This is a genomic window from Aliirhizobium smilacinae (assembly GCF_006335145.1).
Classification (GTDB): Bacteria; Pseudomonadota; Alphaproteobacteria; order Rhizobiales; family Rhizobiaceae; genus Neorhizobium; species Neorhizobium smilacinae.
Genome location: NZ_VDMN01000003.1, coordinates 116,740 through 134,517 on the forward strand (window position 1 = coordinate 116,740; position 17,778 = coordinate 134,517).

The window sequence follows — 17,778 nt, forward strand, 5'->3', positions numbered from 1 at the left end:
GACGTCATACTCCTTGCGGTCGGCGTAGATCGAGCGTCAGAGGGAATTCGGGCGAAGGCGTCTCCGGCAGGAGGGGATAAGATCCCGCCGTATGACCCCAGGGCTCGAATCGCGCCAGACGCCGCGCTTCCGCCTCGTTGCCGTTCACCGGGAAGGTCTCATAATTGCGGCCGCCCGGATGTGCAACATGATATCTGCAGCCGCCGATCGCGCGGCCGGACCATGTATCATAGATGTCGAATGTAAGCGGCGTGTTAACCGGCAACATCGGATGCAGGCCGGATCTCGGCTGCCAGGCCTTGAAACGCACGCCGGCAACCGAGACACCGGACTGATCGGTCTGTTTCAGGGGAACGGCACGGCCAGCGCAGGCGACGGTGTAGCGTGAGGGGGTGGAGGTTTCGAGCCGCACCTGCAGCCGCTCGACCGAACTGTCGACAAAACGCACCGTACCGCCGATTGCGCCCTGTTCGCCCATCACGTGCCATGGTTCCAGCGCCTGCCGCAGTTCCAGCTTGGCGCCTTCGTATTCCACCTCGCCGAAGAAGGGGAAGCGGAATTCCAGCTGCGCCTCGAACCACTCGGAACGAAGATCGAAGCCGTTCTCGCGCAAGTCCTGAAGCACGTCCATGAAATCGGCCCAAATGTAATGGCCGAGCATGAAGCGGTCGGCGAGTGCCGTACCCCAGCGGGTGAACTTGCCCTGCAACGGGTTCTTCCAGAAACGGGCGATCAGCGCGCGCACGAGCAATTGCTGGGCAAGCGACATGCGGGCATTCGGCGGCATTTCGAAACCGCGGAACTCGACGAGGCCGAGGCGACCGGTCGGGCCGTCCGGCGAAAACAGCTTGTCGATGCAAATTTCCGAACGGTGGGTATTGCCGGTGACGTCGGTCAAGAGATTGCGGAACAGACGATCGACCAGCCAGGGCAAAGGCGGCTGGCCCTGGCCGGGTGCCGGCACCTGCGCCAGTGCGATCTCGAGTTCGTAGAGGCTGTCGTGGCGCGCCTCGTCGATGCGGGGGGCCTGACTGGTGGGGCCAATGAACAGGCCGGAGAAAAGATAGGAAAGCGAGGGGTGGCGCTGCCAGTGCAGTACGAGGCTCTTCAACAGGTCGGGCCGGCGCAGGAAGGGGCTGTCGTTCGGGTTGGCGCCGCCGACCACCACGTGGTTGCCGCCGCCGGTGCCGGTGTGGCGGCCGTCGATCATGAACTTGTCGGCGCCGAGCCTGCTCTGACGTGCCTCCTCATAGACGGCGGTGGTGATATCGACCGTCTCCTTCCAGCTCGCTGCCGGATGAATGTTGACCTCAATGACGCCCGGATCGGGTGCGACGCGAATGACGTTGATGCGCTCATCATGCGGCGGGGCATAGCCCTCGATATGAACCGCTAGCCCGAGCTCTGCGGCGGCATTTTCGGCCGCTGCTATCAGCTCGAGATAATCTTCGATCTTTTCGACCGGAGGCATGAAGACGCACAGGCGGCCGTCACGCGGTTCGACTGAAATTGCCGTGCGCACTGCGCCACCGATCTCGCCGAGCGTCTGCTCGACGCGGCCCGGGTTGGTCGGGTCGCCTGCCGTGAAAGATGATTCCGGCATGGCGCGGCCTTCCATCGCCGCGCGCCCTGCGGGTACGATGGTCTCGGGCAGTGAGGAACGGGGGATGGAGGGATCGGATTCGTGGATGTAGGGAAACTGAGACGGCGGGATATGAGGCAGAGTGCCGAGCGGCAGGCGGTAGCCGACGGGGCTGTCGCCGGGCACGAGGAAGATACGGCCGCGACGGGTGTTCCATTTCTCGCTAATCCAGCGCTTTTCGCCAGGCTTGCCGCGTGCCTGTGATTGCCAGGCCTGAACCGGCAGCACATAGCCGCTCGGGCTTGTCAGGCCGCGCTCGAAGACGCGGGCTATGCGGTTGCGCTCTTCCGGGTCCTTGAGTTTCGAGTTGGAGGGATCGACGTTGTCGGGCAGCGAGCCTTCCTTGATGATCCATTCCGCCGGGTCCTCGTAGGCGGGCACGACCATTTCCGGCTCTATCCCGAGTTCGGAGGCGAGTGCCGTCAGAAAGTTTTGCGAGTCCGTCTCGCCGACCTCATAGTCACCGCCTTCTTTTGCCACCAGATCCGGGTTCTTCCAGATTGGTTTGCCGTCCTTTCGCCAGTAGAGCGAAAAGGTCCAGCGCGGCAGGCTTTCGCCAGGATACCACTTGCCCTGGCCGTAATGCAGAAAACCGCCGGGCGCGAATTTTTTGCGCAGCTTGCGGACAAGGATGTCCGCCTTCTCACGCTTGGTGGGACCGACGGCGTCTGTGTTCCACTCTTCCGCCTCGAAATCGTCGATGGAGACGAAGGTCGGCTCGCCACCCATGGTGAGGCGCACGTCCTGTGCCTGCAGCACGCGGTCCACTTCTTCGCCCAGGCTGTTCAGGGCTTCCCAGCTTTCATCGGAGAATGGCTTGGTGATGCGCGGATGTTCGGCAACGCGGGTGACGTTCATGGCGAAGTCGAAAGACGTCTCCGCCTCGCCGAAATAGCCGCCGGAGATCGGCGCAGCGTTGCGGTAATGCGGCGTGGCGGCCAGCGGGATGTGACTTTCGCCCGTGAGCAGGCCAGAGGTCGGGTCGAGGCCCACCCAGCCGGCGCCGGGCAGATAGACTTCGCACCAGGCGTGCAGATCGGTGAAATCCACCTCGGTGCCGGAAGGGCCGTTAAGCGCCTTCAGGTCGGGTGTCAACTGGATGAGGTAGCCGGAGACAAAACGGCAGGCGAAGCCGAGATTGCGGAGGATCTGGACGAGCAGCCAGCTGCTGTCGCGACAGGAGCCGATCGCCGATGTCAGCGTCTGTTCAGGCGTCTGTACGCCCGGCTCCATGCGGATGACGTAACCGATCGCCTGCTGCAGACGGGCATTGATACCGACGATCATATCGACTGTCGGCTGGTCGGGCGACATGTCGAAATGTTTCAGATATTCGATCAGAGCCGGGCCGGGCGGTTCCGGGATCATGTAGACCGCAAGGTCTTCGGCGAGTTCCTCGGGATATTTGAACGGCCATCTGGTCGCCTCTTCCTCGACGAAAAAGTCGAAGGGATTGTAGACCGTCATATCCGCGACGAGATCGACCTCGATTTTCAGCTCCGTTGCCGGATCGGGGAAAACGAAACGGGCGAGATAGTTGCCGTAAGGGTCCTGCTGCAGATTGACGAAGTGGTTTTCAGGCGTGACCTTCAGCGAGTGGCTGAGTACCTTGGTGCGCGAATGCGCAGCAGGCTTGAGGCGGATGATCTGGGGTCCGAGACGGACGGGCTTGTCGTATATGTAATGGGTGAGATGGTAGATGCTCGCCTTGATCGACATGCTGTCCCTTCAATTGCCCTTGCCGGGCGTTCCCTTCGATCGCCGATATCCGGCCTCGTTGAGCGGGTCGGTGCATCGTCGTTGAACTAAGTTTGTGCAATGCATGAAAAGAATGCAAGGCGATCTTATGCTTATTTTTCAGCCTCGTCGCCTGGCATCCTATGTGACTGAGTTCAGCCTTCGTCCGAGTAGGGTCTGCCGTCTTTGTGGACGAAGCGGCCATCGGAATTGGAACTCTTCAAGTCTATGTCGGAGCACGTGGTCATGTCCTGATGATGGCGGGAACCGATCTCGATATAGATAGCAACCGTGTCAGACCTGTTGATCATGTGGTGACCATTGCCGGAGTTCTTGGGAAAGGCTGCCACATCGCCTGCGTGCAGCAGGGTTTCACTGTCGTCCTCGATCAGCACGAGTTCGCCTTTCACGACGTAGACCAGTTCGTCCTCGTGCGAATGCCAGTGGCGCTGGCTGGACCAGTTTCCCGGCGGCAGATGCATGAGGTTGACGCCGAAATCCTTGAGGCCACCGGCCTTACCGAGCCGTTGCCGCAGGCGGTCGGCACAGGGAGCGTCGAAAGGAGGCGGATAACCGGAGCCTTTTTCGGTCGGCATGGCAGCGAGATCGATCTTCGGCATGACTGTCTCCCAACTGAGCTTTCTCCAGGCATCATATAGGGTGATGAAAATCGGAAATCGAAGGTGAAGGCGTGTCGTCTGTACAACCCTTTACCGCGTGGTAAGTCTGCAGGCAGCATAGAGTCATGACATTGCGAGAGGAGCCCGTCGCAGATGTCTCAAGCGGCCACAGCAGCAACCGAACCATATGAACTTCCGCTTTCCGGCCAGCTTCGGATGATGATGGGGGCATTCTGGGCGTCACCCGTGCGTCGGCATCTGGTGATGCTCGCGAGCGCGCTTTTGATCATCATCGTCGCTACGACCTATGCGACCTATCGGCTGAACGAGTGGAACGGGCCGTTCTACGACGCATTGGAACGGCGCGACATGGCCGGCTTCCTTCGACAGCTCGGTGTGTTCGGTATCATCGCATTTTGCCTGACGCTGCTGAACGTCATCCAGACCTGGCTGAACCAGATCACCGCGCTGAAAATGCGCGAGGGGCTGGCGCGGGATCTCGCCAATGTCTGGCTGACGCCGGGGCGTGCGCTGAAGCTTGCCGGCGCGGGATCGATCGCCAACAATCCCGATCAGCGGTTGCATGAAGACACCCGTATCCTGGCGGAGAACACGACGGCGTTGTCGATCGGCCTCGTCAACTCCACCATCCTGCTCGGCAGTTTCATCGGCGTGCTCTGGGCGATCTCGACCGATTTCGGCTTCCAGATTGCCGGCCACCATGTCGTTATCCCGGGCTATATGCTGTGGGCGACAATCCTTTATGCGCTGATCGGCTCCGTGCTCAGCAATGTCGTGGGCAGCATGCTGGCGCGGCTCAACGCGGATCGATATGCCCGCGAGGCGGATCTGCGTTCGGCTCTCGTACGTGCCAATGAGAACCTGAAACCGATTACGCTGGCGCGTGGCGAGCCGAACGAGCTTTTACGCGTGCAGGATGCGATCGGCGGCGTACTCGGCATGTTGCGCAAGCTTGCATGGGCGCTCACCAATCTCACCTGGGTATCCTCCGGCTTCGGCTGGCTGGCGCTGGTGGCGCCGATCATCATCGCCTCTCCGATGTATTTTTCCGGCGAACTGACTTTCGGCGGGCTGATGATGGCGGTCGGCGCCTTCAATCAGGTGAACACGGCCCTGCGCTGGTACGTGACCAATTTCAGCGTCATCGCCGATTGGCGGGCAACGCTTGCCCGCGTTTCCTTTTTCCGCAATGCGCTGCTGATGGCCGACACGCCGGCAAAGGAAGGGGAGGTCATCAGCTATAAGCGCGGCACGAAAGACGATGGGCTTTCGGTGACGGGTGTCGAAGTTTATGGCGAGCCGGACAAGGGGGCCGATGGCCACGGCATCAAACTGAAAGAGGACGCATTTACCGTCGAACCCGGTGAGCGCGTGATGGTCAATGGGGATCCCGGGACGGACCGTCATCTGTTCTTCCAGGCGCTTGCCGGCATATGGCCCTGGGGCAAGGGCGAGATCCGGGTGCCGCAGGCAGACAGGGTGATCCTGATGCCGCAGGAAGGTTATCTGCCGACTGCGAAGCTGCGCGAGGTCATGACCTATCCTTCGGGCATTCCCGATGTCACCGACGAGGCGCTGAAGGCTGCCTTGCTGCAGGTGGGGCTCGATCGCTATGTCGAGCAACTGGATAGGGTGGAACGCTGGGACCGGGTTCTTGACAAGGAGGAGGAGGCGGCGCTGCAGGTGGCCAATGCCGTTTTGCGCAAGCCCGACTGGCTTTTCATGGACGATGTGCTGGAAGGATTGGAACCGGAGGTGCGCGTGCAGCTGATCGGCGTTCTTGACGGATTGAAGGACACGACGCTGATTTATGTCGGCCGCTCGGAAGATTTTGCCAACACATTCAAGCCGAAGATTTTCCATGTCGCACCGCTTCATCCGAACGGGACAAACGAAGCGAAACTTCAGGACGGGGATGGAATGGCCACTGCCTCGGACAATGGTGAAAAGCCATGAACAACCATTCTTCCGTCACCAGGAACGGTCAACCCAAAAGCGGGCAATGCGTCGTCTGTGGCCGAACCTTTCCGCTGTCGAAGCTGCACAAGGCAGGAAGCCTCAGGCCACACCTTTACGAGATGATCGCAGAGGAAGTGAAGGATTGCGCGCCGACCAGCCTGATCTGCGATGAGGATCTCGCGCGCTTCCGGCGCCGCTATGTCGAGAGGCTTCTGGAAGAGGAACGGGGCGAGCTTTCCGATCTCGACCAGAAGGTTCTGGACGGTTTCGAGAAAGGCACGCTGACGGTGCAGGCGAATTCCGTGACCGCATCCGACAGAAAGTCGACTTTTGGCGAGAGGGTTGCCGACAAGGTGGCTTCCTTCGGCGGGTCGTGGACTTTCATCCTGTCTTTCCTCGGCGTCCTCGTGATCTGGATGGGCGTCAATGTCGTCGGCATCTTCGCTCAACCGTTCGACCCCTATCCGTTCATTCTCCTCAACCTCGTGCTTTCCTGTCTTGCCGCGTTGCAGGCACCGGTCATCATGATGAGCCAGAAAAGGCAGGAGGAGAAAGACCGGCTCAGAGCCGAGAACGACTACATGATCAATCTGCGCGCCGAGCTCGAAATCCGGCAATTGCACGAGAAGATCGACCACCAGATGGCCAAGCAGTGGGAACGGCTGGCGGAATTGCAGCAGATCCAGATCGAGCTTCTGGAAAAGCGGGATGACCCGCGACGCGAGTGAGGCTTTAAGCTGGTGTCTGGGGGATGCGGCCGGCGTTGGGTCTGCGCAGGTTGAAGAGATTGCCGACGAGGATCAGTGTCGCGCCGACTGCCATCAGTGCATCGACCCCTTCGGCATACATGAAATAACCAATCGCGGCTGAAAGCGGCACACGCAGATAATCCATCGGCATCGCCACCGTCGCGTCGGCATGGGCCAGGGCTTTGGCTATGCAGAAATGCGCGAAGGTCCCCGTGAATGCGATGACGAAAATCCACGGCCAGACGCCGGCCGACGGCCAGGTCCAGGCGCGAAGCGCCGGTATGAGGCCGATGATCGACTGGATGATCAGCATCCAGAAGATGATCTTCGTGGCGCTGTCCGTGCGGGTCAAAAATTTAGTGGCGATGAATGAGACTGCGAAGAAGAAGGCTGCGCCAAGCACGACCAGATGACCTGGATCAAGCGGTGCTGCACCCGGCTTGATGATCAGCAACACGCCGACAAGGCCGAAGCCAATCGCCACACATTTGCGCCAGGTCAGGCGTTCGCCCAAAAACGCTGCCGCCATCAGTGCCGCCCAGATCGGCGCGGTGAACTCGATGGCAATCACCTGAGCCAGAGGTATCAAGGTGATACCCATCAGCCAGGCAAACTGGCCGACATAATGGGCAACGTTACGGGCTATATGGCTTGGCAGGATACCCGTCCGCATTGCCCGAAAGCCGCCTTCGCGAAAGACGAACGGAAGAAGCATGAAGAAGGCGATGACCGAGCGCATCTCCATCGCCTGGAAAACGTCGATTTCGCGAGTGACCTCGCGCCCGGAAACCGCCATGAGCAGAAAAAGGGCGATCGATGCCATCATCCATGCGGCCGCCTTTGCGATCGATTGCGTGTTCTCCACCCGTGTCTCCTCCTGCGGTATGCCAAGTCCGGCAATGCCCTATCGTGTTTCAGCCCGCAATGGAAACGGCCTTATCGCCACACGCGATCGGGTGGGGTTACGAGGATCGCAGCCTTGCCATCCGAAGAGCATGAGTTGCTGCATGGAGGGCAGAATTGCCGATGGCTGATGCCGGCTGCACCTGCATCATGTGTCGCATACACGGTGCGGATCGCGTCCAGAATATAGGCATAGCCGACGCCGGAATGTGCGCCCGTTGCCACAAGCGAGTCGGTCGAATCCGATTTTCCGCCGGTGAGCACCACCCGACATTTTCGACCTATCGGTTGGAAGTTCGGCCGCTGTTGACTCTTTAAATCTATCTACCTATTAGTAGGTAGATAAAATCAGGAGTTTATGATGCCCGTTCAATCTTCCACCCAAGCCAACTGGCTGCGGACCTATTATTTTGTGAGAGCTTTGTTCTCTGTCACCTGGATCACCGCGGCCGTTCTCTCCGGCCAATCGGTGCTGGCACCCTTGCTGCTCGTCATCTATCCGGCGTGGGATGCTTTGGCCAATCTGGTCGATGCCCGGGCCAATGGCGGGTTGGCCGCGAACCGCTCGCAGGCACTGAATGTCGCCGCCAGTTCTTTCATGACACTTGTGGTCATCCTTGCGGTGATGAAAAGCAATTATGCCGTTCTGGCGGCTTTCGGTGTATGGGCGGTGCTGTCCGGCCTGTTGCAGCTCTATACCGGCGTTCGGCGCTGGCGTTCTTTTGGCGCGCAGTGGGTGATGATCCTCAGCGGTGCGCAATCGACATTGGCCGGCGTCTTCATGGTCAGCCGATCGGTGGGGACTACGGCTCCCAGCATTCTCGATATCGTGCCTTATGTCGGATTTGGCGCCTTCTATTTTCTGCTTTCCGCCCTGTGGTTGACGGTTGCCGCCTCTCGCAGCGCGAGATCCGGCGTGTAGAGCATTTCCGGCTTTTGCTGGGATTGCTCTATCGCCACATGCCGCGCATGCGGGCGGTGACGTCGATGCGAACCTGCTGGCGATGCTGTCTCTCGGCATCCGACATGGGGGCGACCACCGGCCATGCGGCGGTTTCGAAAAACTGCAGCAAGGTCGCCGGGATAAAACGGGTGCGGGCGGCGTAGACATGCCGATCGCCCTGCGAATGTTGCCCATGCACGAAAAAGCGCTGCGGGGTGATGAGATGCAGATGATCCTTGGCGCGGGTCATGGCGACATAGAGCAACCGGCGTTCCTCCTCGATCTCGGCAGTCGAGCCGACGCCGAGATCCGATGGAATGCAGCCATCGACGCAATTCAGCAGAAAGACCGAGCGCCATTCCTGCCCCTTGGCGGAATGGATGGTCGAGAGGATCATGTAATCTTCATCTAGCAACGGCACGCCGGCCTGGTCGCTCGTCGCATCGGGCGGGTCCAGCGTCAGCTCGGTCAAGAATCGTTCGCGTGAGGCATAACCCGAGGCGATCTGTTCGAGCTGCAAAAGATCCGCCTTGCGGGTCTCGGCATCCTCGTGGACGCGTTCGAGATGCGGCTGATACCATTCACGGGCGGTGCCGATTTCAGCCGGCCAGCCGTCGTTTTTCCGGATGGCGGTCAGCATTTCGATAAAAGCGGGCCAATCCGCACCGGAACGGGGCGGGGCCGGGATTTCCTGCAGTGCGGCCAGCGGTTCCGGGTCGGTCGCGATCGCATCCAGGATTTTGCCGGCGGTCTGCGGACCAATGCCGGGGATCAGTTGCATCAACCGGAAGCCGGCGACGCGGTCGCGCGGGTTCTGCGCAAAACGCAGTGCGGCGAGCATGTCCTTTACATGGGCGCTGTCGAGAAATTTCAGGCCACCGAATTTTACGAAGGGGATGTTGCGGCGAGTGAGTTCCACTTCCAGCGAGCCGGAATGGTGCGAGGCGCGAAACAGCACGGCCTGCTGTTTCAGCGTCATGCCGGTCTCCCGGTTTTCCAGCACTTTTTCGACGATATAGTTGGCCTGTTCCGTTTCGTCCTTCACCGCGACGAGCCGCGGGCGCTCTTCCGACTGACGCTCTGTCCAGAGGTTTTTGGTGAAGCGTTCGCGGGCGAGTTCGATGACACCATTCGCAGCAGCAAGGATGGTGTTCGTCGATCGGTAGTTGCGGTCGAGGGTAACGATATTTGCCGGCGGATCGAATGTGTTGGGGAAGTCGAGAATATTGCGGATCGTTGCAGCGCGGAAGGAATAGATCGACTGTGCATCGTCGCCGACGACGGTCAAGCCTAGGCCGCCGGGTTTCATGCCCATCAGGATCGAGGACTGCAGCCTGTTGGTATCCTGGTATTCGTCGACCATGACGTGATCGAAACGCGCACCGACATCTTCGGCGATCGACGGTTCGCTCATCATCTGCGCCCAGTAGAGCAAAAGGTCGTCGTAATCGAGCACGTTCTGGGTCTGCTTGGCCTCGACATAGGATGCGAAGAGTTCGCGCAGCTGTTTCTCCCAGGCCTGACACCACGGGAACCAGTTCTTTAGCACTTCCTCCAGCGGTGTCTCGGAATTCACCGCGCGGGAATAGATGGCGAGGCAGGTGCCTTTTGTCGGAAACCGACTTTCCATCTTGGAAAAGCCGAGCTCGTGACGGACGAGGTTCATCAGGTCGGCGGAATCTTCGCGGTCATGGATGGTGAAATCCGGGTCGAGGCCGATCTGGTAGGCATAGATGCGCAAAAGCCGCGAGCCGATGCCGTGAAAGGTTCCGGCCCATGCCAGCGCATCGGTCATGATACCGGCATTGGCGCCGAGCACCTGCTTGCAGATACGCTCGACACGGCGCCCCATTTCGGAGGCTGCGCGGCGGGAAAAAGTCATCAGCAGGATGCGACGCGGATCGGCGCCGGAGACGATCAGATGCGCGACACGGTGGGCGAGCGTGTTGGTCTTGCCCGAGCCGGCGCCTGCGATGACGAGAAGAGGGCCTGAGGGACCACCATTCGGCACGTCAGAACCGTGCTCCACCGCACGGCGCTGGGCGTCATTGAGTTTTTCCAGATAGGCGACCGACATGCTTCTCCGTGACGCTGGCTAAGTCCGCTTCCGCGGCCTTGTTCCCGATGTGTTCATCTTAGCCTTAGCTGATTCGTGCTGGAACAGGCATATGGTCGTGTTCATCCGGGTGAAACGCCGGATCGAGAAACATGAAAGTTGCGGGCCATCACGACGGTGAAGCGTTCAGGTGGCTGTCAGACTTGTGGATCAAATCCCTTGACCAATATCAGGCGAGTGAAGGTTCGGCAGCAAGCTCAGAGTATTTTTTCAGACGTATAATCTGCATCTGCCGAACTTTTCCCATCCGGTCCGGGTAGTCCAGACCGCAAGTGTAAGTTATTGTATTTATTTATATAAGTTTGATTTTGTTGATATTTTCGTCCGAATTAAACTTGACGATTGTTCTCCTGTTTCGCTAAAAGACCGCCATTGGTTCTTCCATGGAGGCGATCTTGAAAACTTCTTTTCTTCTGGCAGGCGTTGCGCCCGCCTTTTCCATTCTGGCCTTTTCCGTTCTCGCTTTTTCCACGCCGGCATCGGCCCAGGTGGCCGACAGTCTGACGATCTATAATGCCCAGCACGAAGGGCTGACGAAGGAATGGGTGGACGCGTTCACCGAAGAGACCGGCATCGTCGTGACGATCCGCAACGGCGGCGACATGGAAATCGCCAACCAGATCGTTCAGGAAGGGGCAAATTCCCCCGCTGACGTCTTCCTCACCGAGAATTCGCCGGCCATGGCGCTGGTGGATGGCGAGGGTCTGTTCGAACCGCTCGAAAAGGCGACGCTCGATCAGGTGCCGGAACAGTTCCGCCCGGCGAACGGCCACTGGACGGGTATTGCGGCGCGCTCCACCGTCTTTGCCTATGACAAGACGAAACTGACCGAGGACAAATTGCCGAAGTCGCTGCTCGATCTGGCCAAGCCCGAGTGGAAGGGCCGCTGGGCCGCGTCTCCGTCGGGCGCCGATTTCCAGGCTATCGTCGGTGCTTTGCTGCAGCTGAAGGGCGAGGAAGCAACTGCCGCGTGGCTGAAAGGCATGAAGGAAAACTTCACTTCGATCCGTGGTAATTCGACGGCCATGAAGGCGGTCAATGCCGGGCAGTTTGAAGGCGCTGTGATCTATCACTACTACTATTTCGGCGATCAGGCGAAGACCGGCGAAAACAGCAAGAACGTCTCGCTGCATTATTTCAAGAACCAGGATCCGGGCGCTTTCGTCTCGATTTCCGGTGGTGGCATTCTTGCATCCTCCAAGCACAAGCAGCAGGCGCAGGCCTTCCTGAAATGGGTTGCCGGCAAGGGCGGCCAGAAGATCCTGCGTGATGGAAGCTCGTTCGAGTACGCCGTCGGCAAGGACGAAGCTTCGAACAAGGCACTGGTGCCGCTTGCCGACCTGCAGGCGCCGAAGGTCGAGCCGGCCGAGCTTAACAATGCCAAGGTTACCGACATGCTGACCGCGGCCGGCATTCTCTAAAGCCTGCGGCCTTTCATGAGGCTATGATTCCAGTTAAACGGAAACATCGCACGGCACACCTGCGGTGTTTCGTCATTTTCAGGTATTCCATGACGTCTTTCGCCGACAGCAAGCCGCTTTCCTTGCCGCTTCCCCGTTTCAGATCGGGAACACGCGGGACATTCGTTCTGGCCATCGTGATCGCATTTCTGGCGCTGCTGCCGCTTGGTTTCGTTTTCTGGGCGACTGCGGTGACTGGGTGGGAGGCTGCGTCGCAGCTGATCTTCCGGCCGCGTGTCGGCGAATTGATGACGAATACGCTGCTGCTGGTGCTGTTCACGGTGCCGCTTGCCACGTTATTGGCCACGGCGCTTGCCTGGTTGACCGAGCGCAGTGACCTGCCGTTTGCCAGAATATGGTCTGCGCTTTGCGTGGCGCCGCTTGCGATCCCGGCTTTCGTGCATTCCTATGCATGGATCGGTATGTGGCCCGGTTTTCACGGGCTTCCGGCGGGCATCGCGATTTCGGTTACCGCTTATTTCCCGTTTCTCTATCTGCCGATCTCGGCGACGCTGCGGCTTCTCGATCCGGCGCTTGAGGATCAGGCGGCTTCGCTCGGCCTTTCCGATACAGCCGTCTTCCGGCGCGTGGTGCTACCGCAACTGCGCCTGCCCATCCTCGGCGGCGGACTGCTGGTCGGGCTGCATCTTCTGGCCGAATACGGCCTCTATGCGATGATCAGGTTTGATACGTTTACAACCGCCATCGTCGATCAGTTCCAGTCGACCTACAATGGTGTGGCTGCAAACATGCTGGCTCTAGTGCTGGTTCTGTGCTGCCTTGTCCTGCTCGGCTTCGATGCTGGCTTGAGAGGCAGCCGGCGTTATGCGCGGATCGGGTCCGGGGTTGCACGGAGGCCAAGAAAAATCTCCCTTGGACGATGGCGATACGTCTCGGTGTTGTTGCCGCTTGCGGCTATCGCCTTCGCTCTCGGTGTTCCGGCTATCACCCTGTCGCACTGGCTGATCGCCGGCGGCGCGGAAATCTGGCGAATGGACGAGATCGGTCTGGCACTCAGCCAGACGCTCGTCATCTGTGTGGTCGGCGGGATTGCGACGACGCTTGCGGCACTTCCCATCGCCTGGCTTTCCGTCCGTCGCCCGAGCCGAAAAAGCCGGATCATCGAGGGATGTTATTACCTCGCCAGCTCCATGCCGGGTGTGGTCGTGGCGCTTGCATTGGTGACGGTCACCGTGCGGGTCGCCTTGCCGCTTTACCAGACGGTGGCGACGATCGTGATCGCCTATGTCATCATGTTCCTGCCGAGGGCGCTTGTCAGTCTTCGCGCGAGCATCGCGCAGGTGCCGGCAGAACTGGAACAGGCCGCGGCCAGTCTTGGCCGTTCTCCCGTCAACGCGCTCTGGTCGACGACCGTCAGGCTGGCGGCGCCGGGGGCTGCTGCCGCGGTGGCACTGTCATCGCTCGGCATCATGAACGAACTGACCGCCACACAGATGCTGGCGCCGAACGGCACTCGCACGCTCGCCATGGCCTTCTGGGCGCTGACCAGCGAGATCGATTATGCCGGCGCTGCACCCTATGCGCTGCTGATGGTGCTGTTCTCGCTGCCGATGACGGCGCTTCTCCACCATCAATCGAAAAAGATTTCAGGCCGATGAGTTTTGTAGACATCCAGGCGCTCCGTAAACGTTTTGGGCCTGTGGCGGCTCTCGATGGCGTCGATCTCACTGTAGAGCGCGGCAGCAGAACCGTCGTCGTTGGACCGTCCGGCTGCGGCAAGACCACGTTGCTGCGCCTGATCGCCGGTTTCGAGGCGCCCGACGCGGGCCGCATCGTTATCGGCGGGGATACGATGGCCGAAGGTGTGACGGCGATGCCGGCGCACAAGCGCAATATCGGCATCGTCGCGCAGGACGGATGCCTTTTTCCGCATCTCACCGTCGCCGGGAATATCGTCTTCGGCATGACGGAGGAACAGTCGGTCAGGCGGGCCAGGGCTGCGGAACTGATGGAGATGGTCGGGCTGGAACGCTCGATGCTATCACGCCGTCCGGACGAGCTCTCTGGCGGACAGCAGCAGCGCGTGGCGCTTGCCCGCGCGCTTGCCCGCAAACCGCGGCTGATGCTGCTTGATGAGCCGTTCTCGGCGCTCGATACGGGTTTGAGAGCTGCCACGCGCAAGGCCGTCGGTGACGTGCTGAAGGCCGAAGGTATCGCGACGCTGCTCGTTACCCATGATCAGTCCGAGGCGCTTGGTTTTGCCGACCAGCTGGCCGTGATGCGGTCAGGGCGCCTTGTGCAATCCGGTCGTCCGCGTGACGTTTATTCCCGTCCTGCTGATCCGGCCACGGCCGCCTTCCTCGGAGAGGCGGTTATCCTGCGGGCGGAGCTGAAGGATGGACATGCCCACTGCGTGCTGGGCCATCTGCCCGTGTCTGCATATGGTTCTTCAGCGGGGCAGGGGATGATCATGTTGCGGCCCGAACAAATCAATGTCGCCGAACAGGAAAGCACCGCAAGCGAGGGGGCTATCCGCGGGCGCGTGGTAGAAACAGGTTTCCGCGGATCGACCTGCGATGTGCGCATCGTTTTGCGCGACGATGAAAACGTCGTTCTCAATGTCGAGGTCGCAAGTTCGATGGATCTCGCTCTTGGTCAGGAGATCTATCTTAATGTCACGGGCGAGGCGCACGTCTTCGGCTGAATTTGTTCCAGCGATGGAACCGGGAACACTGAAAAACGTTATCCGGCCATCGCAATCAAGGACATAAATCCATGCTGAAATGGGCTCTCATTTTCCTCGTCATCTCCCTGATTTCAGGCTTCCTCGGCTTCTCGGGCGTCTCTGCCGCGACGGCAGGCATCGCCAAGATCCTGTTCTTCCTGTTCCTGGTGATCTTCCTGATTTTCCTGGTGCTGGCACTGATGGCCGGCAGCGCGATCATGTGATCACGCACGATCCTTGAAACGACAAAGCCGCCCGGGGAGGGCGGCTTTTCTGTGTGATGGTGTCAGCGCCCGGGATGCTTCTGGGCGAAGATGAGAAGCTGCCAGACGACCGGTCCAAGAAGCGAATGATCGTGATGGCTTTTCGGGATCGCTGCGCCCTTGTCGACGACGATCTCGTCACCACAGGCCCGACAGCGATAGATGCCGGCGTTGGTGACAGATTGCCCAGGCTTGTAGTCCTGGTCGAAAGCCCATGAATTGGCCTGAACGAGGCGGTCAGAATATTTGTACTGTGCCATCCTGCTTCTCTCGGATCGATGCCCTTGTTTCGTAGAAGATTGCCCAAAACAAGTGACCAAACAGTAATTTAGGGGCGAGGATTTGCAGCTTTATTGCTTTTAGGCATGCCCGAAGCGGGTTTTGTCGCGATAAGGTTGCATAAGCGGTCTGTGCTTTAACCCATGGTAAAAGATCTGCGGCTAAAATGATTGTCGTTCCGGGGGAGTGGGACCATCATCGCAACCTTAAGCGATCTATGGGCGTCAACGCGCCGAGACCACTTCGCCTCCACGCTTTTGGTCAGGTTTGCGATGAAACACATATCGATTACCGGCAAGTTCTTCGTCCTTCTCGCATCCTTCGGCCTGTTTACGCTGGCGCTGGCCTATTATGCCGGCAGCCAGATCCTCAGGGTCGATGCGGACTATTCCCGTCTTGTGACCACGGAAGGCGATGCCTCGACCTCATTGTCGCGCGCCAGCCAGACGTTCCAGACAATCCGCGGCGCGATCGGCGACAGTCTTCTGACAACGGCCAAGGAGCAGGAGAGGAAGGCGCAGGAAGAGCTCACCGCGTCTCGTACTCTCTTCATTGCCCAGATCGACCATGCAGCATCATCGCTGCCGAAGGATGGTTCGATTGCCGAGTTGAAGGCGAAGGCGATGGCTGTGCTCGACCAGTCCTGCGCCAACACGATCGCGCTCGGCGCCAAGGCCCTGACCTATCTGGACATCAAGAACGCGATGGACGTGTTCTTCCGCGAATGCCAGCCGCAGTTCCAGGTGATGTCGAAGGCGCTCAACGACAAGGTCGATGAGCTGGCCACAGCGACGGCAAACAGCACGGCCGGGCTTTCGGCAGATGCGCGCGGTATCTATTGGACGACGATCGGCGGTGTGCTTGCGGCGCTCCTCATCATTTCGGCGATCAGCTTCGTCGCGATCCGGACATGGCTGGTGCATCCCATTCAGGCGCTGGGCCTGACGATGGGGCGTCTCTCGGGCGGGGATCTCTCCGCAGATGTCGCGGGTGGCGAGCGCAAGGACGAGATCGGTGGCATGGCGCGCGCCGTGCTTGTATTCAAGGAAAGCGGTTTGCGCGCCCTTACGCTGGAAACAGACGCGGCCAGTGAGCGGGACCAGAGCGAACAGCAGCAGCGCCGGACGGCCGAGCAGGATCGCCGGAGATCTGTGGCGATGACCGAGGCAACGCAGGGGCTGGCGGAAGGCTTGAAGCATCTGGCCTCCGGTGATCTCAGTTTTCGCCTCGACAAATCCTTCGCCGAGGATTTCGAAAGTCTGCGTGCCGACTTCAACCGCACCGTGGAGCAGCTTTGCGATACGCTCGCAGCAGTCACGACCGCAACCGGATCGATCGACAGCGGTGCCCGCGAGGTCAGCCACAGCGCTGACGATCTTTCGAGACGGACCGAGCAACAGGCGGCCTCTCTCGAAGAAACCGCGGCGGCGCTGGACGAGATCACGGCGAATGTCGCCAACTCCTCCAAACGTGCCGAGGAAGCACGCACCGTTGCCATCCAGGCGAATGAAAGCGCTCGAACCTCCGAAGCGGTGGTCGCCGATGCCGTCCGGGCGATGAGCCGGATCGAGCAATCGTCCAGCCAGATTTCGAGCATTATCGGCGTGATCGATGACATCGCTTTCCAGACAAACTTGCTGGCACTCAACGCCGGTGTCGAAGCCGCACGTGCCGGAGAAGCGGGCAAGGGCTTTGCCGTCGTCGCCCAGGAGGTCCGCGAACTCGCACAACGATCCGCGACCGCTGCAAAGGAGATCAAGGATCTGATCCGCAACTCCTCGGCAGAAGTGGGCAGCGGCGTAAAGCTCGTGAGCGCCACGGGCGATGCCCTGAAGACGATCGAGGCCTATGTCGCGACCATCAACCAGCACATGGACGCGATCGCCACATCGGCGCGTGAACAGTCGACCGGGCTTGCCGAGGTCAACAACGCGGTCAACCAGATGGATCAGGTGACGCAGCAGAACGCCGCGATGGTGGAGGAGGCCAATGCCGCCGGTGCGACGCTTGCCAGCGAAGCCGGGCGGCTGCGTGAACTCGTCTCGCAGTTCCAGCTGGGTGATGCGCACGCCCGACACCTCGATATGGGTAAGCCCACCTCGGCTGAGGCGCCTCAGCTTTCGGCGCACGGCGCCTCGGTTGCAGCCAGCCTGCGCCGGTCGTTATCCGTCCGTTCTGCCGACGAACGCTCGCGGCCGAAAGCGTCGCCGGCGCACCATATGGCGGACAAGCTTTCGCATGCATTCGGAGGCAAGATGTCAGGTCCGAGCCCTGCAGCGGCCAATGCTGCGGATGATTGGGAAGAATTCTGATTCGCGTCCTATACGCGTTAAGGCCCTGTCTTCATCCAACCCGGCTTGCATCGCAGGTCGGGCTTTTCTTTTATCACTTTAGAAATGG

13 protein-coding genes are annotated in these 17,778 nt (G+C 60.0%); 8 read left to right on the plus strand and 5 right to left on the minus strand.

Features of this window, described 5'->3' with window-relative positions; all coding sequences use genetic code 11:
* Nucleotides 1-4: 4 nt before the first annotated feature.
* Together FHP24_RS15250 and FHP24_RS15255 are read right to left on the minus strand one after the other, a co-directional pair.
* Nucleotides 5-3,361 (minus strand): transglutaminase family protein, encoded by a 3,357-nt coding sequence (locus FHP24_RS15250; protein ID WP_139677092.1) that lies wholly within the window; start codon nucleotides 3,359-3,361, stop codon nucleotides 5-7.
* Nucleotides 3,362-3,534: 173 nt separating this feature from the next.
* Nucleotides 3,535-3,999: a cupin domain-containing protein gene (locus tag FHP24_RS15255; protein ID WP_139677093.1), complete on the minus strand. Its 465-nt coding sequence runs from the start codon at nucleotides 3,997-3,999 to the stop codon at nucleotides 3,535-3,537.
* Nucleotides 4,000-4,152: 153 nt separating this feature from the next.
* Between FHP24_RS15255 and FHP24_RS15260 the strand changes: the two genes are divergently transcribed.
* Together FHP24_RS15260 and FHP24_RS15265 are read left to right on the plus strand one after the other, a co-directional pair.
* Nucleotides 4,153-5,976 (plus strand): ABC transporter ATP-binding protein/permease, encoded by a 1,824-nt coding sequence (locus tag FHP24_RS15260; protein ID WP_139677094.1) that lies wholly within the window; start codon nucleotides 4,153-4,155, stop codon nucleotides 5,974-5,976.
* Complete coding sequence (locus FHP24_RS15265) at nucleotides 5,973-6,707, plus strand: DUF1003 domain-containing protein (RefSeq protein ID WP_139677095.1); 735 nt, start codon at nucleotides 5,973-5,975, stop codon at nucleotides 6,705-6,707. Before FHP24_RS15260 ends, FHP24_RS15265 begins: the two co-directional genes overlap by 4 nt.
* 4 nt (nucleotides 6,708-6,711) lie before the next feature.
* Here the strand turns inward: FHP24_RS15265 and FHP24_RS15270 are convergent, their stop codons facing one another.
* Complete coding sequence (locus FHP24_RS15270) at nucleotides 6,712-7,593, minus strand: DMT family transporter (RefSeq protein WP_246091769.1); 882 nt, start codon at nucleotides 7,591-7,593, stop codon at nucleotides 6,712-6,714.
* Nucleotides 7,594-7,992: 399 nt separating this feature from the next.
* On the opposite strand from FHP24_RS15270, the gene FHP24_RS15275 reads away from it, so the two are divergent.
* On the plus strand, nucleotides 7,993-8,553 hold the full coding sequence (locus FHP24_RS15275; RefSeq protein ID WP_139677096.1) for a DUF308 domain-containing protein: 561 nt from the start codon (nucleotides 7,993-7,995) through the stop codon (nucleotides 8,551-8,553).
* A 28-nt stretch (nucleotides 8,554-8,581) separates the two neighbouring features.
* On the opposite strand, the gene FHP24_RS15280 is transcribed toward FHP24_RS15275, so the two are convergent.
* Entirely contained in the window at nucleotides 8,582-10,651 is a 2,070-nt protein-coding gene (locus tag FHP24_RS15280) for an ATP-dependent helicase (protein ID WP_139677097.1), read from the minus strand.
* A 434-nt stretch (nucleotides 10,652-11,085) separates the two neighbouring features.
* On the opposite strand from FHP24_RS15280, the gene FHP24_RS15285 reads away from it, so the two are divergent.
* From FHP24_RS15285 to FHP24_RS15300, 4 genes are all read left to right on the plus strand, one after another.
* The gene (locus FHP24_RS15285; protein ID WP_394344630.1) at nucleotides 11,086-12,111 is read left to right on the plus strand and encodes an iron ABC transporter substrate-binding protein; all 1,026 of its coding nucleotides are present in this window, start codon (nucleotides 11,086-11,088) and stop codon (nucleotides 12,109-12,111) included.
* Between the two features lie 89 nt (nucleotides 12,112-12,200).
* Nucleotides 12,201-13,769, plus strand: coding sequence for an ABC transporter permease (locus FHP24_RS15290; RefSeq protein ID WP_139677099.1), 1,569 nt, complete (start codon nucleotides 12,201-12,203; stop codon nucleotides 13,767-13,769).
* Nucleotides 13,766-14,815 carry an ABC transporter ATP-binding protein gene (locus tag FHP24_RS15295; protein WP_139677100.1) on the plus strand — a complete coding sequence of 350 codons (1,050 nt, stop codon included), beginning with the start codon at nucleotides 13,766-13,768 and terminating at the stop codon, nucleotides 14,813-14,815. The genes FHP24_RS15290 and FHP24_RS15295 overlap by 4 nt, the downstream gene beginning before the upstream one ends.
* 71 nt (nucleotides 14,816-14,886) lie before the next feature.
* Nucleotides 14,887-15,060, plus strand: coding sequence for a DUF1328 domain-containing protein (locus tag FHP24_RS15300; protein ID WP_112457707.1), 174 nt, complete (start codon nucleotides 14,887-14,889; stop codon nucleotides 15,058-15,060).
* Between the two features lie 62 nt (nucleotides 15,061-15,122).
* Here the strand turns inward: FHP24_RS15300 and FHP24_RS15305 are convergent, their stop codons facing one another.
* Entirely contained in the window at nucleotides 15,123-15,359 is a 237-nt protein-coding gene (locus FHP24_RS15305; protein ID WP_139677101.1) for a hypothetical protein, read from the minus strand.
* A 291-nt stretch (nucleotides 15,360-15,650) separates the two neighbouring features.
* Between FHP24_RS15305 and FHP24_RS15310 the strand changes: the two genes are divergently transcribed.
* Nucleotides 15,651-17,690, plus strand: coding sequence for a methyl-accepting chemotaxis protein (locus tag FHP24_RS15310; protein WP_139677102.1), 2,040 nt, complete (start codon nucleotides 15,651-15,653; stop codon nucleotides 17,688-17,690).
* The last annotated feature ends 88 nt before the right edge of the window (nucleotides 17,691-17,778 follow it).